Annotated in this window: 16 protein-coding genes and 1 pseudogene; 12 read left to right on the forward strand and 5 right to left on the reverse strand. The window is 66.8% G+C overall.

What is annotated here, in order from left to right; genetic code table 11:
* Positions 1-48 precede the first annotated feature (48 nt).
* Positions 49-1437 carry a WS/DGAT/MGAT family O-acyltransferase gene (locus IEY60_RS14780; protein WP_189028354.1) on the forward strand — a complete coding sequence of 463 codons (1389 nt, stop codon included), beginning with the start codon at positions 49-51 and terminating at the stop codon, positions 1435-1437.
* Between the two features lie 55 nt (positions 1438-1492).
* On the opposite strand, the gene IEY60_RS14785 is transcribed toward IEY60_RS14780, so the two are convergent.
* Complete coding sequence (locus tag IEY60_RS14785; protein WP_189028356.1) at positions 1493-2377, reverse strand: alpha/beta fold hydrolase; 885 nt, start codon at positions 2375-2377, stop codon at positions 1493-1495.
* Between the two features lie 485 nt (positions 2378-2862).
* On the opposite strand from IEY60_RS14785, the gene IEY60_RS14790 reads away from it, so the two are divergent.
* Positions 2863-3117 carry a hypothetical protein gene (locus tag IEY60_RS14790; protein WP_189028358.1) on the forward strand — a complete coding sequence of 85 codons (255 nt, stop codon included), beginning with the start codon at positions 2863-2865 and terminating at the stop codon, positions 3115-3117.
* Between the two features lie 208 nt (positions 3118-3325).
* Here the strand turns inward: IEY60_RS14790 and IEY60_RS14795 are convergent, their stop codons facing one another.
* Positions 3326-3544: a hypothetical protein gene (locus IEY60_RS14795; protein WP_189028361.1), complete on the reverse strand. Its 219-nt coding sequence runs from the start codon at positions 3542-3544 to the stop codon at positions 3326-3328.
* A gap of 112 nt (positions 3545-3656) precedes the next feature.
* Here IEY60_RS14795 and IEY60_RS14800 point away from each other — a divergent pair, with 112 nt between their 5' ends.
* The 4 genes and pseudogenes from IEY60_RS14800 to IEY60_RS14810 all read left to right on the forward strand — a co-directional run bounded on the left by IEY60_RS14800 (position 3657) and on the right by IEY60_RS14810 (position 7201).
* A complete protein-coding gene (locus tag IEY60_RS14800) occupies positions 3657-4331 on the forward strand; it encodes a response regulator (RefSeq protein ID WP_189028362.1) in 675 nt (224 codons plus the stop codon).
* Positions 4319-5602, forward strand: coding sequence for a sensor histidine kinase (locus IEY60_RS14805; protein ID WP_189028364.1), 1284 nt, complete (start codon positions 4319-4321; stop codon positions 5600-5602). Before IEY60_RS14800 ends, IEY60_RS14805 begins: the two co-directional genes overlap by 13 nt.
* A 22-nt stretch (positions 5603-5624) precedes the next feature.
* Positions 5625-5782, forward strand: a pseudogene (locus tag IEY60_RS35760) (IS21 family transposase); the annotation flags it as partial.
* Positions 5783-6235: 453 nt separating this feature from the next.
* The gene (locus IEY60_RS14810; protein WP_189028366.1) at positions 6236-7201 is read left to right on the forward strand and encodes a hypothetical protein; all 966 of its coding nucleotides are present in this window, start codon (positions 6236-6238) and stop codon (positions 7199-7201) included.
* Here the strand turns inward: IEY60_RS14810 and IEY60_RS14815 are convergent.
* Together IEY60_RS14815 and IEY60_RS14820 are read right to left on the reverse strand one after the other, a co-directional pair.
* Positions 7186-7695 (reverse strand): MarR family winged helix-turn-helix transcriptional regulator, encoded by a 510-nt coding sequence (locus IEY60_RS14815; protein ID WP_229739831.1) that lies wholly within the window; start codon positions 7693-7695, stop codon positions 7186-7188. The two genes, IEY60_RS14810 and IEY60_RS14815, sit on opposite strands and share 16 nt — an antisense overlap.
* 432 nt (positions 7696-8127) lie before the next feature.
* Positions 8128-8454: a hypothetical protein gene (locus tag IEY60_RS14820; RefSeq protein ID WP_229739832.1), complete on the reverse strand. Its 327-nt coding sequence runs from the start codon at positions 8452-8454 to the stop codon at positions 8128-8130.
* Here IEY60_RS14820 and IEY60_RS14825 point away from each other — a divergent pair.
* A complete protein-coding gene (locus tag IEY60_RS14825; protein ID WP_189028368.1) occupies positions 8447-8899 on the forward strand; it encodes a hypothetical protein in 453 nt (150 codons plus the stop codon). The genes IEY60_RS14820 and IEY60_RS14825 overlap by 8 nt on opposite strands.
* 145 nt (positions 8900-9044) lie before the next feature.
* Here IEY60_RS14825 and IEY60_RS14830 read toward each other — a convergent pair whose 3' ends face one another.
* Positions 9045-9266, reverse strand: coding sequence for a hypothetical protein (locus tag IEY60_RS14830; RefSeq protein WP_189028370.1), 222 nt, complete (start codon positions 9264-9266; stop codon positions 9045-9047).
* A 268-nt stretch (positions 9267-9534) separates the two neighbouring features.
* On the opposite strand from IEY60_RS14830, the gene IEY60_RS14835 reads away from it, so the two are divergent.
* Genes IEY60_RS14835 through IEY60_RS14855 form a run of 5 tightly spaced genes read left to right on the forward strand, consistent with a single transcriptional unit; the run spans position 9535 to position 15317 of the window.
* Positions 9535-10623 (forward strand): oxygenase MpaB family protein, encoded by a 1089-nt coding sequence (locus IEY60_RS14835; RefSeq protein WP_189028372.1) that lies wholly within the window; start codon positions 9535-9537, stop codon positions 10621-10623.
* On the forward strand, positions 10620-13472 hold the full coding sequence (locus IEY60_RS14840; protein WP_189028374.1) for an aldehyde dehydrogenase family protein: 2853 nt from the start codon (positions 10620-10622) through the stop codon (positions 13470-13472). Before IEY60_RS14835 ends, IEY60_RS14840 begins: the two co-directional genes overlap by 4 nt.
* Positions 13473-13502: 30 nt before the next feature.
* Positions 13503-13670 carry a hypothetical protein gene (locus IEY60_RS14845; RefSeq protein WP_189028376.1) on the forward strand — a complete coding sequence of 56 codons (168 nt, stop codon included), beginning with the start codon at positions 13503-13505 and terminating at the stop codon, positions 13668-13670.
* A 13-nt stretch (positions 13671-13683) separates the two neighbouring features.
* A complete protein-coding gene (locus IEY60_RS14850; protein WP_189028378.1) occupies positions 13684-13947 on the forward strand; it encodes a 4Fe-4S dicluster domain-containing protein in 264 nt (87 codons plus the stop codon).
* Positions 13944-15317, forward strand: a complete 1374-nt coding sequence (locus tag IEY60_RS14855) for an FAD-dependent oxidoreductase (protein ID WP_189028381.1) — start codon at positions 13944-13946, stop codon at positions 15315-15317. Before IEY60_RS14850 ends, IEY60_RS14855 begins: the two co-directional genes overlap by 4 nt.
* The last annotated feature ends 38 nt before the right edge of the window (positions 15318-15355 follow it).

Genomic DNA, 15355 nt, shown 5'->3' on the forward strand with positions numbered 1-15355 from the left:
GGCCCCGCGAGGCGGCAAAAATAGAACGTGTTCTAGTAGGCTTCGGCTATGGAACGACTCACTGGATTGGATGCCAGTTTCCTCTATCTGGAGACCGATACCCAGCATCTACACGTCTGCGCACTGCTGATTCTCGACCCGGCCGACGGGCCGTACTCGTTCGACCATCTGCGCGACGAACTGCGCAGGCGATTGCCTCTCATCCCGCACATGCGTCGCCGGGTCCACCCGGTGCCGTTCAACCTCGACCATCCGCTTTGGGTCGACGACACCGACTTCGACATCGACAACCACATCCGGCGCGTCGACCTGCCCGAGCCGGGCGGTCTTGCCGGTCTGGCCGCGCTCATCGGTGACATCGCAAGCCGACCGATGGATCAGAACCGGCCGCTGTGGGAGATGTCGGTGGTGGAGGGGCTCGACGACGGCAAGGTGGCGGTCGTCTGCAAGTACCACCATTCGGCCGTCGACGGCATCACCGGCACGAACATGATGATGCACCTGTGCGATCTGGAGCCGGGGCTCAGTCGCCCGGAACCCGAACCGTGGCAACCGGAACCGGTGCCCGGCGACCTCGAACTCATCGCACGTGCCGCGGTCCGGTTTCCCGCCAGGGCTGGGATGCTCGGCATGGTTCCCAAAACCCTCGGCATGGTCGCGGGTTTCGCGCAACGGCGGCGGAACAATGAAGCGGGGATGGCGCTTCCGTTCTCCGCGCCACGCACGCCGTTCAATCAGGCCGTCACCGGGACCCGATCGGTCTCGTTCACCAAGACAGACCTGGGCGTGATCAAGGAGATCAAAGCCGCGTTCGGGGTGAAGGTGAACGATGTCGTGCTGACCGTGGTCGGTGGTGTGCTGCGCCGCTACCTGGCGGATCGGGGCGAGCTGCCCGATCGCTCCCTGGTCGCCTCGGTGCCGGTGTCGGTGCACGAATCCACCCGGCACACCGAGGGAATCAACAAGGTCTCGACCCTGTTCTGCCGGCTCGGCACCGATGTCGCCGATCCGGTCGAGCGGCTGGAGCTGCTGGCCGTCGCGAACCGTGACGCCAAGGCCGAACATGATCTGATCGGCGCCGACTTCTTGCAGGATTGGTCGAAGTACGCCCCGCCCAACACCTTTCGCCTCGCGTCGCGCGTCTATTCGTCGCTGAAGCTGGCCGAACGGCACCCGGTGGTGCACAACCTGGTGGTCTCGAATGTGCCCGGTCCGCCGATGCCGCTGTATTTCCTCGGTGTTCGGGTGGACGGCATGTATCCGTTCGGTCCGGTCTTCCACGGTGCCGGGCTCACTGTCACCGTGCTGTCGAACTGCGGTGACCTGGATTTCGGTTTCATCGCCTGCCGTGACCTGGTTCCCGATGTCGAGGCGCTGGCCGATGCGGTGCCCGCGGTGATCGACGAACTGCTGGCCGCGGCACGCGCTCGGGGCTGATCGCCCGCTCCGAAAGACCGCCCTGTTCGCCATCGGCGTCGAACAGGGTCGTCGACTACAGCCGAGCGGTCACCGCCCGGCACGCGTCGGCCAGTGCCGGTACGAACCGGTTCGGCGCGACGGCACACGCCGCATGACCCGCCGCGACCGGATGAATGCTCGATCCGGGAATCGCGGCCGCGAGTTCGATCTGCCGGTACACCGGGATCGCCCGGTCCTTGGTCGTGATGACCACCGCGGTCGGCACCCGCAGCTCCGGCAGCCATGAGGTAGCGTCGAACGTCCCGATCTCGGCCAGCACGGGCGCCAGCGCCCATCCGCTCGTGCTGCGGAATTCGCCCACCGCCCACCGCCGTAGCTGCCCCGGCACCAGAGCGGGCGGCAGCTCCGGCAGGCCGCGCGTCACCCGCCGGGCCCGGCGATACGGATAGTCGCCCAACGCCTCGGCGACGGAGGCGAAACCGCGATGGAACGCCCGCTCGCGCCACTTCTCCTGGAAGCGATACGGAGTCGCGCAGAGCACCAGCCCGGCGACGCGGTCCGGATGCCGGTGGGCGGCGAGCAGGGAGACGATACCGCCGAGCGAATAGCCCACGCAGACAAAGCGATCCAGGCCGAGCGCGTCGGCAACCGCGACCACATCGTCGGCACAGTCGGCGAGCCGGAACCGCGCCGACTGGATCCCACGCCCGTGCCAGCGCTGGTCGAACAGCACCACGCGATACCGCGCGCTGAGGGTCTCCAGCGCCGGAAACCAGTTCAGGACCGCCGTGCAGGCGGTGCCGTGCAGCAGGATCAGGACGGGTGCGCCGGCCGGTCCCGGGATGTCCACGACGTAGGTCTGGCCCCGCCCCGGAAGTTCGAGCATCCGTCCACCGGGAATCTCGTCGACGGCGGGCACCACGAAAGGCCCCGTCCGCACCGGTCGCGCAGTTCCCACGGAGACCTCCTCGGCATTTCTAGAACTCGTTCTAGTTCATGATGCCATATCGGCGCGTGAGCTCCGAGTGCCTCACATGCCCTGTCGCCCGGCCACCTGCTCGATTGCCTGCAGCCATGCCGCGTCGTCCTCGACAAAGAAGCCGACCTCGACGGCTCGTTTGTCAACGACCTCGAGCACCGGGATGACCAAAGCCGTTGAGTTCTCGAAATATATAGACACTGACCCCAGCGAAGCGTGAGGGAAGGGCCACAGCGTCATGGTTCGCGGCCGGCCTGTGCCGCAGCCGTCGCTCTACAGGGTGCGCGGGTTCCACGACTCTTGAGCGACCCCGCCTGCCTCTTGTGATCGCGTTGGCGCGGCTCCGATATCGGTGCTGCTGAAGCGCCTGGGGTGAATTTGCCCCGGCGCGGTGGAGGCGTGGGGTGCAAGGCGACCCGCATCGCCTCCAAGTGCGCTTGCTATGTCGCTGATTCGAAACGGAGATGGTCAAGAGCTACATCGCCGCCGAGCTCTCCCGATCGCACGAGAAAACCGCCTTCCCGAGGATGCCTGCCTGCGCCACGGCAATGTCACAGAAGGAGCAGTTGCGCGCTATCGCGAAGCGTTCCCCAGTCTTCATGATCGATCCGGGGAGGGGACGCACCCGCCGGCGGGAAGGAACGGCGGGTGCGCCGGATCAGGCGGTATCGGGCAGCGCGTGGCTGTGGACGAGTCCGCATCGCGAGGGCAGCTCGTGATGCGGCACCCGCCAGGCGTGTGCGAGGAAGCTCGGCGGGTTGTCGGGTCCATTCGGTCGGCGAGCCAGCGCTGCCGTACCTGATCCAGTAGCGATACTTCCGTACCTATCGTGAGAATTCCGTGACCGGACGAGCGGCCCGGGCAACGGCAAACGGCCCTCGATGTCTCGGGGAGTCGACATCGAGGGCCGCAGTGAGCGGGGGTGGATCAGTAGGTGTACAGATCCCAGCCGCCGATGACCTCGACGCACTCCCACTGCGATCCGCCGGTGATCGGCGAGTTGCCGTCGGCAGCGCACGCTTCGAAAGTGGCGTAGTTGCCGACCCAGCCCGTGTGCGCCAGCGGGGCGGCGGTGGCCAGCCCGGCACCCGCGGCAATGGAGCCCAGGGTGATGGCGGAGGCGGCGATCGCGGTCTTGATCTTCATGGCTTTCCTTTCGTACGAACCCGGTGGCTCCCGGGCTGAGCCCATTCCATGCGATCGACCATGAGAATTTCATGATGGAAATGCGGCGGGGGGTGGGCTACCGTCGCTGCTCGTGCGTGTGTTGGTGGTGGAAGACGACGAGAAGCTGGGTCAACAGATTGCGACCGGGCTGCGAAAAGCCGGATTCGCAGTCGATCTGGCGCAGAGTCTCGCCGACGCGGATATGAACATCTCGGTGAATCGATATGACGTGCTCGTCGTCGACCGGGGTATGCCCGACGGTGACGGCGTGCAGTTGATCGGCGCCTATCGTTCTGCCGGCTACCGAGTACCTGCGCTGGTGCTCACCGCCCGTGACGGGTTGTCCGACCGCATAGCGGGATTCGAGCACGGCGCCGACGACTACCTCACCAAGCCCTTCGCGCTCGCCGAACTGGCGGCTCGGGTGCGGGCGCTGTGCAGGCGCCGCGACAATCCCGCGCCGACGCGAGTTGTGCTGGGCGACATCGATATCGATCTGCCCCGTCGCCGGGTCCAGCGCGGCGGGATTCTGCGCACGCTGACACCGAAGGAGTTCGCGGTGCTGGAGCTGCTCGCCGCGCGGGCGGGCACGGTGGTGACCAGGTCGGAACTGATCGAGGCCTGCTGGGACGAGATGGCCGAGCCCAATTCCAATGTCGTCGACGCCGTCATGGCTGGTCTGCGTCGTAAACTGGGGCCGCCGCAGGTGATCGAAACGGTTCGCGGCGCGGGTTTCGTCCTCGGCGGGGCGGCATGCGCACGCTGATCTCGACCTCCGATCCGCGGCCCGCGGTGGCACGTCTGCGCCGCACCCGCAATCAGCTCACCCTGCTGATCACCGCCATCACCGCCATCTGCCTCATCGTGCTCAGTGTCGGCGCCGCGGTGATCGACGCGCGCTCCCGCGACGACGCCCTGGACAGCGAGCTCGACCGGGTGCTGACCGGGCTCGCGCCGCGGGTCTATCTCGACGATGACGACGAGGTCGACACCTCGGAGCTGCCCGGCCAGGAGCTGGTCGGCGGCAAGATCGCGATCCTGGTGGTGACCCCGCAGGGCACCGGTGGGTGGACGGTGCACTACGGCCATCTGCGCTCGCACATGCCCGCGGAGAGCGGGATCGCCGCCATGGCCGACGCCGCGCTGCGCGAGCAAGGCGAGACCGTCTACCGGGACTCCATCGACAGCGCTGGGCGCGACGTGCGATTGGCCGCAGCCGCGTTCGGCTGGGAGGACTCCGATCGCGAGGCCGTGCTGATCACCGCCGGTGATCCCGATGGGTGGGACCGTGGGCGCGCACTGCTGCTGTGGGCGTTGGTCGTCGGTGGTGTCACCATGGCGATGGCTGCCGGGGTGGCCGGGCATCTGCTGTCGGGACGGAGCATGCGGCAGGCGCTGGCGATGCTCGACGAGCAGGAACGCTTCCTCGGTGACGCCGCGCACGAGCTGCGCACCCCACTGGCCACCCACCGTCTCGTCACTGCGCCGCGCCCTCGTTCGGCGGCGGAAACCGAGCAGGTGGTGGACAACGCCAGGGCGCTCGGGGCCAGGATGGAGCGGGTGGTGGCCGGGCTGCTCACGCGCGCCCGGATGCAGTCGGGCGTCACCAGAATGGAACGGGTGCAATTGCTGCTCGACCAGCTCACCGAATCGGTGATCGACGAGTTCGATGGTGCCAATATCGTGCTGCACGCGAATCCGACTGTAGTGGTGGGTGATCCGAGCCTGCTGAGCTTGGCCATTCGCAATCTGGTGGAGAACGCGCTCACCCACGGCTCGGTAAATCCGCGCGCGCCTGTCGAGGTGTACGTCGGTGAGGGGCGGGTGAACGTGCGCGACCACGGCACCGGGCTGGCGCCACAGCTGTCGTCGAATCCGTTCGAACGGGGCGTCACCGGTGGGCGTGGCAGCGGCATCGGGCTGGCGCTGGTGGCCTGGATCGCCGAACTACACAGTGGCACAGCGACTATCGAACCGGTCGCTGGTGGTGGGGCGATGGCGACCTTGCGGCTCCCGCCGCCCGGGTCCGCGCTCTAGGCGTGCTGTTCCGCCGCGACGGCTGAACGTGGAGGACTGGGCGGAGATCCGCCGGTTGCATCGCGCGGAGGGAATGGCGATCAGCGCGAGCCGCGTGGGTCGGCGGTCGATGAGTTCGAGCCGTCGATCCAGGTGGCGCTCCCGGACATGCCGACGACTGTGATCATGGAGCGCGTCGGCTGACTCACGGGCCTATCGTTGGGCGAGAGGCAGAGGCGATTCGGTGGGTTCCGCTCGATGAGGCTGTGCAGATGATCGACCGTGGCGAAATCATCGGCGCGGCAACCGTTGTCGGTGTGTACAGGGCGCTCACACTGACTTAGCATTCGCCACCTGACGCCGGCACCGGTTCGTCGGTCGTCGACTCCGCCTCCAGGGCGGCGCAATCCGCGGTCGAACTCGCTCAGCAGGGTGATCACATCGGATTCATCGTGCTGATGGCGATCACCCCGATCCAGATGGGCACCGGAGGGGTGTGCGACCTGGCCGTCGGCGCGGGTCGTCGAATCCCTGCAGCCCTACCCGGTACTGAGGGCACGCCGATATCGACGCCGCCGATAGGTCCGACGAGCCGCCGACGGGAACGGCTATCCCGTCGGCGTCGCCTGCGGTGACCGGGCCGGTGGGCGCGCGGTGGACGGAATCGAGCGCGATGTCGTCGGAGGTGAGGGCTTCGGCGACAGCCGAGGCTTGGTCGTCGTCGGAGTCGCCGGGGGCCGTGCCGACGTGGTTGTCGGCGCCGACGGTGGGGTGGAGAACGTCGGCGACTCCGACGTCGTGGTCGAACCGGTCGGGACCGCGATCGTCGGGGTGCTGGTCGGCGCGGCTTTCGTGGTGGTGGTCGGCACCGCGGTCGTGGCGGTGACGGTGGTGGTCGACGGATCGGCCGTCACCGTGCTCGGACCGGTGGTGACTGTGTCCGTCGGGGTCTGGGGGACGGTCACCGTGGATGTCGAGGTCGTGGGGACTGTGCCCGGGTCTTGCGCACTGGACGTGCCGTCGAGCGAAACGCTCGCCGTGGCGGAGAAACTCGCACTCACCGAGATCACCGTCGAGTTCCCCGGGGAGGCCTCGGCCGGCGCGGCCGCCGGTGTCTCCGTCGCACCCGCTGTGCTCGCGGGATCAGGGTCGGGGTTGGTGGTCGGTGTGTCGCCGCCGGTGAGATCGCCTGGGGCGAAGACCTCGCTCGGCGTGTCGGAGGCCGCGCTCGGGTGCAACGTACCGGCCTCGCTTCCGGCCACGCTGGAATCGGACGGGGCGAGGGTGGGTCCGCACGAGAAGGTCTTCGCCTCGTTCGCCCGTACCGGCGGGCCCGAGTCCGCCCGGACGACGAGCGTCGTCCCGATGGCCGTGGCCACCAACGCCGCCGCCACGCCCGCGCGCGTCAGCTGTCGTCGAAGCCGTTCGACTGATGACGCCGTGGCAGGACGGTCGTGTCGCCGGAGAATCGTCGGGTCGCTGTCCGGTTCCGTCACCGGTTCTTCGGTGTTGTCGACGTTGTGCATCCAGCTCCTGCTTTCTCCGTGGAACTGTGCCGACCGTGACTATCGAGGACGGCACATCGCGGTCGGCGTGGCCGTGTGTCAGGGATTCGAGTAGGGATCGATCTCGCGCAGCCGTTGCCGGTGTATTCGCTGCAACTCGCCTGCGCGGGTGAGAAAGTCGGCGATTGTTTCGAGTTCGGCGGTGTCGTAATAGTTCAGCAACATCTTGTAGCTCTCGACGATCATCGGTACGACGAGTTCCTGTACGCGATGGGCCGCGAGTTCGGTGGCCATCACGATCACGCGACGACGGTCGGTCGGGTGTAGCGAGCGGGCGATATAACCTTGCTTCTCCAACCGGTTGAGCATGATCGTGACACCGGCGGAGGTGAGTCCGAGCCGTTCGGCCAGCCTGCCGGGTGTCGTGGATTTCTCGTCTTCGAGCAGGATGATCTCCAGTGCGCGCCGATCGGTCTCGTTCACGCCGAGCACTCTGATCAGCTCACGGATCAGATCCTCGACGGATCCGTGATAGAACTCCAGCGCCCTTTTGAGCTCGACCGGGATCCTGGCGGGTTCGCGTGTTGTCGGGCACACAGGCTTTCCCATCGATCACTTGAAACATAGAACCGCTCACCAGAACTCACCGATCAGGGCGTGCTCGATCGCCGGGCGCCCGATTCCCGGCCGGGGGAGTCGGGGGGTGTGAAGTCGGGCATGGTGGCTCCTGTCAATCGATCGACCGGCAGCTCGGACCCGTGGCTGACGAACATCACGAAAGCGGCATCCGCTCCGGCCGTCGGAGCGTTCGTGGCGGTGCCGGACATGCACTGTACGACACGGCCAGGGATGCGACACCGCGCATCGGAATATTCGGTCGAAGTGGCTGCTGTGCGCCAAACGCGAAGTGGGGCAAGCACTATCGGAGAACGTAGTCGCGGGATGCGGGTGGGGCGGGGTCGGACCGGGTTGCTCGCGCAACCCGGTCCGGAGGTGTTCGCCGCAGGCCGGACGTGCCCGCGCCGGCGCCCGTGCGCGGGCTCAGGTCACATTGGTGGTGGTGAGGGTCGGGGACGGGTTCGGGTAGCACGACGTCGCGACGTTGCCGACGAAGGAGACGTTGGTCGTCATCGTCATGCCGGGACTGGCGTAGCTGGTCCCCGCGTACTTGCTGGTGATCGGTGTCCCGGCGGCACCGGCGGTGACGTTGATGGTCACCGCGGGCGGGGTGAAGCTGGTGCCGCCCGCGATCGGACCCGGTACGGTCAGAACGACATTCCCACCCGACGTGGCGACCGTGCCGGCCACGGTGCCCCCGGAGGCTGTCGCCGAGACCAAGGTCGAATTCGCGGGAGTCGGAATGGTCATCTTCAGGTTGCTGATGTTGTTCACGGTGAAGCCGGACGCCGAACTGGGAACCGACGAGGCGCCCGGCGTGATCGTGATGGCCACCGCGGAACCCGACGCCGCCGAGCTCGGCGCGGTGCCGGTGACCGATGTGTTCATGCTCGAGGTTTGGCCGATACCGAAGATGGTGCCCCGGCAGCTCCAATTCACGCTGACGGGAGCGGCATTTACCGGTGCGGCCAAGCAGAATATGGTGGCGACGGCCACCGGAGCGAGAAATCCGGCGCGAAAGAGGGAAGAGGTCGATCTCATGGCGATCTCCAGAATATCGAGCAGCGGTGTGACGGGATGTCGAGCCGCAAATGGGTGTTCAAAAAATATAGCGCGCTCTTCTCTTTCCGTGGCCGAAATCGTGAATCCGAACATGTCGGAATTATCATTATTCGCGATTAGATATTTACTCTGAATAGCTAATTCCGGAAAGCTTTCGAATTGTTCGCCGGGGCCGGACGGCTTGCCTGCAACGCCCGAGAAGCGCTCAGTCACTCGGGGCGGCTTCGTGGTCGGGGCGCGGTTCGTGGGCTGGCCGGGCGCGCCCACAAGACGGACCGCTACGGCATCACCGGTGTTCTCACCGCGACAGGCGTCGTCAGGGAGGCTCGCTCGTCCATGCCGGTCTTGGCATGGCCTACACGACTCCACAGGTAATTCAGCGGAGCACCGGAACCGGAATACACATGCGCGCCGAAACCGGAGCCGGTTTCGGCCGACCATATCAATTCCAGGCCGTGGATCTCCGTATCCCCGATCAGCATGCGGCCGTCGAGCTGCAAGAGCCCGCCGTCCAGAACGCCGGGGGTGATCCGAGTCGTGCGTGCGGCGATCCAGGTTCGGGCTACGCCGCGCGGTGACGAGCCACGACAACCCCTCCGCTTCGGCCGGCCGATACGGCCGAACCCATTGCGCGGGGGGACTCCGGACCCTACTCTGAAACAAGAATCAGATCGTGTGTCACTGACTCAGGGCGCTTACTGGTGGCGTCTCGAGCCGTCATGGCCCAAACCAGGTCGCACCAAGAGGGTGCGGGAAGGAGAGCTGCTCATGACCGAGTTGCAAGAGCGTCCGACTACTGCGCAGATCGATGAGGAAGCCGGGCCGCCCGCGCTCGACACCGACACCGCCGTGGGCCGCAATGTCTACCAGGCGGGTGAGCGCCTGCATTCCCGTCCCGGCGACGGCAGCCTGAGCCGGTCGGAGCGGGTGCAGCGACCCATCCCGCCGAACTCCTTGACCTGGAAGTACTTCGGCGACCGGCGGACCTTTCTCACCATCCTGCGCACCGCGGGCCTCGAGAACATGTGGCCGCAGCTGGGCCAGGCGGTCTCGGACCATTCCCAGGTCTTCGGCGACAAGGCGAACTTCGCCGAACGCGGTGCGCGCTCGCGCCGCATCATCGGCACACTCGTCTACGCCACGCCCGAGGACGCCAAGAAGATCGCGGTGAAGATCCGCAACTACCACAAGACCCTGAAGGGCGATATGCCCCAGGGCCACACCTACCACGCGATCAACCCCGAGACCTACTACTGGGCGCATGTCACCTTCTTCGAGGCGATCTACAACTGGGTCGACCATTTCGGGCGGCGCCCACTCACCCGCGCCGAGAAGGAGCAGATCTTCGAGGAATCGAAGGAGTGGTTCTCGCTCTACGGTGTCGACGACAGCGCGCAGCCGCAGACCTACGACGAGTTCGTCGCGTACCTGGCCGATGTGTTCGAGAACGAACTGATCTCGACGACCGTGAGCCGCTACACCTTCGGCTTCGCCTCCAAGCCGCTTCCCCCGCCGCCCGGCACACATCCGGTGGTCGAGAAGTACGTCTGGCCGCGAGTCGCGGCGTTGGTGCGGCTGCTCAATGTCGGTGCGCTCGAACCGATCCTGCGGGATCGGCTGGAGCTGGTGTGGACCGAGGACGACGAGCGCAATTTCGCACGTGTCAGCCGGTTCATGCGGGCCTTCTCCGTCGTGTACGACCGACTTCCGCTCCGCTTCCGGTTCCACCCGGACACGGTTGCCGCCTTCGAACGGGAGGGCATCGACCCCGCCGACATCACCCTGGAGTCCGCGCGAACCGCGCTCGCCGCATCGCGCGCGGCGTTCGCGGCCCGCTCTGCCGAGGTCGTGCCTTGAGTCTCGACCCGCGCACCCGTGGACATGCGCCACACACCCGGATTGCGACCGCGGAGCAACTCACCCTCGACGAGATCCTCGAGGCGCAGAAGCGCGCGTTCGTGGCCGAGGGCATTCCGACGCTGGAAACGCGTCGCGACCGGCTGGCGCGGCTCGGTGCCCTCCTCGGTGACAACGCCGGGGAGATCGCCGACGCCCTCGCCGAGGATTTCGGCTCTCGTCCGCGCGCACTGTCCCTGGTCGGCGATGTGCAGGCGTGTCTGATGGACATCGCTGAGCAGCGACGCCACGTCGGCAAGTGGATGGCGGAGTCGCGGCCGTCCCGGCTGCTCGACATGGCGGGCATCCGGGCGCGGGTGCGCCACGATCCGCTCGGCGTGGTCGGCGTGATCGGCCCGTGGAACTTCCCGCTGCAGCTGGCCTTCACGCCGGCCGCGGCGGCGCTGGCGGCAGGCAACCGGGTGATGGTTCGCCCGTCGTCGGTCACCGAGCACACCACCGGGCTGCTCGCGGCCGCCGCGCCGGACTACTTCGACGTCAGCGAGTTCGCGCTGATCACCTCGACCCACGGCGGCGGCTCGGACTTCTCCAAGCTGAAGTTCGACTCGATGTTCTTCACCGGGTCCCCGGAAGTCGGCGCCTCGGTGGCCACCGACGCCGCGAAGAACCTGGTGCCGGTGACCCTCGAACTGGGCGGCAAGAACCCCGTGGTCGTCGATGCCGACGCCGATATCGATCGGGCCGCCAAGCTGATCGGTTCCGCGCGGGTGACCAACTCCGGCCAGGTGTGCCTGTGTCCCGATTACGTCTTCGTGCCCGAACAGCACGTCGGACGGTTCGTCGCGCAGCTGCTCGAGACCTGGAAGTCGGCCTTCCCGTCGATCCTGAAGAACCCCGACTACACCTCGATCATCAACGACTCGAACTACAACCGCATCAACGGGCTTGTCGCCGAGGCTGTTTCGCTGGGCGCGACCGCCTACAGCGCGACACCGTTGGGTGAGACGCTGCCGGACGCGGGCACCCGCAAGATCGCGCCGACGGTGCTCACCGGAGTTCGCCCCGGGTCCAAGATCGAGGAGACCGAGGTATTCGGTCCCGTGCTGACGGTGTACCCCTACGCCGACATCCAACAGCCGATCGACTTCATCTCCGCCCACGACCACCCGCTCACGCTCTACTGGCACGGGCCGCGCAACAAGCGGTTCGACGCGGTGGTCGAGGGCACCAGGTCCGGCTCGGTGCAGGCGAACGACTTCCTGATCAACATGCTCCCGGCCATGCCCTTCGGTGGCGTCGGCAAGAGCGGCATGGGCAACTACCACGGCAAGTACGGCTTCGAGACCTTCACCCATTCCAGGGCGGTGGCCTTCTCGTGGAGCCCGGTGAAGCTCACCTCCACCATCGCGCCGCCGTACGGCCCGCTCGAGAACCGCATGCAGGAAATGGCCACCTCGGGCCTGGCCCGCGCCTACCGCGGTGTTCGGGACGCCAAGGAACAGGGCGGTCATTCGCGCAAGATCCTCGCTACGCCACCGGCGGGGTCGGGGCTGCGTGCCGTCGAGGGAAGTGGCAATCCCCAGCTCGTCGCCGTCATAGAGATGTTGCTGCGCAGGCAGGAGCGACAGCTCGATGCGCTCGAACGCTACGGCGACCTGACCTTCTACAACGACTTCGGCCGGCCCATGGTCAGCGTGATGACGCCTGAAGGCGCCGAGCTCGTCGGCATGAACAAGTTCCGCAACTACGCCGCGGGTCCCGGCTGGGACCCACTGATCGGCGTCTCGTTCAAGCGCGGCCTGCTGCTGATGGATTTCGAAGAGCACCGCATGCACCGGCTGATCTTCCAGCAGGCGTTCACCTCTCAGCAGCTCAAGGGATACCTCGACGGCATCAACGACGTGATCATCGATCACGTGGCGAAGTTCCCCATCGGCGAGGTCAAGCTGGTGGAGATGGTCCGCGAGATCGCTTTCGACATCGCCGCGAAGGTATTCCTCGGCCTCGAACTGTCGGAGCAGGAGAAGCACGAGCTGCACCACGCCTTCGAAGACGCGTTGACCGGCCTGTCGGCCATCGTGCGCAAGCCGATCCCGGGCGGTGCCTGGATGAAGGCGATCAACGGCCGCGCCAAGCTGGAGGAGTTCTTCAACAAGTACCTCCCGCTCAAGCGCGGCGAGCCGGGCGCCGACCTGTTCTCCAGCCTCTGCACGGCCAGCGACGAGGACGGGCACAGCTTCAGTGACGAGGAGATCGTGGATCACATGATCTTCCTGCTGTTCGCCGCGCACGACACCACCACCGCCGCGATGACCACGGTCGGCTTCTACCTCGCCAAGTACCCCGAATGGCAGGAGCGGGTGCGCAAGCAGAGCCTGCGCCTGGGCCCGGCGGTGCAGTACAACGAGCTCGGCGAGATGAGCGATTTCGAGCTGGTCTTCAAGGAGTGCCTGCGGCTGAACCCGCCGGTGCCCGCGATGGTGCGCGAAGCCGTAGAGGACACCGAGCTGCTCGGTTACTACATTCCCAAAGGCACGCTGGTGTCGGTGCAGCCGTTCGCGGTCCACCACAACCCGCGGGTCTGGCGTGATCCACAAACGTTCGATCCCGAGCGCTTCGCCGCCGATCGGCAAGAGGAGCGCGTGCACAAGATGGCGTGGATGCCCTTCGGTGTCGGGGTGCACAAGTGCATCGGACTGCACTTCGCCCAGCTCGAGGCCAAGGCGTTCTTCCACGCACTGCTCCGGCAGTACGACTTGTCGGTTCCGGCCGACACGCCGTGGGTGCCGGACTACAAGACCCTGGGCCTTCCGCGCGGCGGTGGCCGCGTTCAGGTCCGTGCCCGCTGACCAGCCAACGATGTGAAAGCGAAGAATACGATGAGTGACTCCCCGGTGCTGGAGGCGTGCGTCATGTGCAAACGCCCGATCGTGCCTTGCGAGGAATGTGACGGCACTGGTGCCGTCGCCGGCGAAGAGTGCGAAGTGTGCAACGGCGCCAAGATCGGGTGCCCGGTGCACCACGACGACTACATGAAGAAGCTGTGAAAAGGGACGTGCCATGACCTACGTTATTGCCGCGCCGTGCATCGCCGACTACTCCTGCATCGAGGTCTGCCCTGCCGACTGCATCTCGCCGCGCCCGGACGACCCGGACTTCGACAAGGCCGAGCAGCTCTACATCGATCCGCGTCAGTGCATCGACTGCAACGCCTGCATGGAAGCCTGTCCGGTCAGTGCCGCCTTCCATGAGTGGGACCTCCCGGACAAGTGGAACAACTACCTCACGGTCAACGCGGATTACTACGAACGCTCCCTGCGGTGAGCCCGCTGCGGGTCGCCGTCGTCGGTGCGGGTCCGGCCGGGCTCTACGCGGCCGGACACCTGCTCGCACCGAAGGAGGGCACGTACCTACGGGGGCGGCTGCGCCAGATCGTCACCCGGGAGATCGAGGTCGATCTCTACGACCGGCTGCCGGTGCTCGGCGGACTGGTGCGTTATGGCGTCGCCCCTGATCATGGCGAGAAGAAGCTCGTGCTGGACTCGCTCGGGCGGATCCTCGACAACCCGCGTTTCCGGTTCTTCGGTGGCGTCCGGGTCGGTACCGACGTGCGCACCGAGGAACTGCTCGACTGGTACGACGCGGTCATCATCGCCGTCGGCGCCTCGGGCGACTCGGTGCCCGGGATTCCCGGTGCCACGCTGCCGGGCGCCTTCGCCGCACGCGAGTTCATCGCCTGGTACAACGCCCACCCGGACAGCGCCGAGCTGCCCGTGCGACTCGACTCCGAACGCGTGGTGATCGTCGGCAACGGCAACGTGGCGATGGACGTGGCGCGGGTGCTGAGCCTGCCCACTGACGTCCTGCGCGCCACCGACATCGCCGGCCACGCGCTCGACGCACTGGCCGGGAGCAAGCTGCGCGAAGTCCGGGTACTCGGACGGCGTGGTGGGGCCGACGGCGCGTTCAACAACCCCGAGCTCGAGGAGCTGGGCGAGCTGCCCGGCGTCGACGTCACCTGCACGGGCTTCGAGAACACCGGAGACGACGGGCAGTTCGGCACCGATCGGAAACTGGCCACGCTGGCCGACTACGCCGGCCGCCCCTCGACCGACGCCGAGCGCAAGATCGTGCTGTCCTTCTGTGCCTCACCGGTGGAGATCCTCGGTTCGGACCGAGTGGAGGGCGTGCGGATCGAGCGCAACGACCTGGTCAAGGACCCGTCCACCGGTCGGGTCGAGGCGGTCGGGTCCGGCGAGTTCGAAGAGGTGCCCGCAGGCATGGTCATCTTCGCGACCGGTTACTTCGGGACGCCCGTCGAGGGTCTGCCCTTCGACGAAAGTCGCGGTGTCATCCCGAACGATGAGGGGTCGGTCGTGGGTGTACCGGGCGGATATGTCACCGGGTGGATCAAGCGCGGACCGCGCGGCATCATCGGCACCAATAAGAAGTGCTCGCGCGACACGGTGATCCGCCTGCTGGCGGACGCGGACGCGGGCCTGCTGCCGACCGGCGGGACGCTCGGTGCGGACGAGGTGCGTGCGCGCGTTCGCGACCGGGTGCCGGAAGTCGTGGAACTCGACGCCTGGCGCCGGATCGAGGCCTCCGAACTCGAGCGGGGCAAGGCGGCCGGGCGCTCGCGGGACAAGTTCGCCCGCGTCGACGACATGCTGGCAGCCGGCGGAGTCCAATAGCGGATTCCTGCAACTGAATACACGAGAGGCGGCCGACC

The sequence above is a fragment of the Nocardia rhizosphaerihabitans genome (genome assembly GCF_014646295.1).
Classification (GTDB): Bacteria; Actinomycetota; Actinomycetes; order Mycobacteriales; family Mycobacteriaceae; genus Nocardia; species Nocardia rhizosphaerihabitans.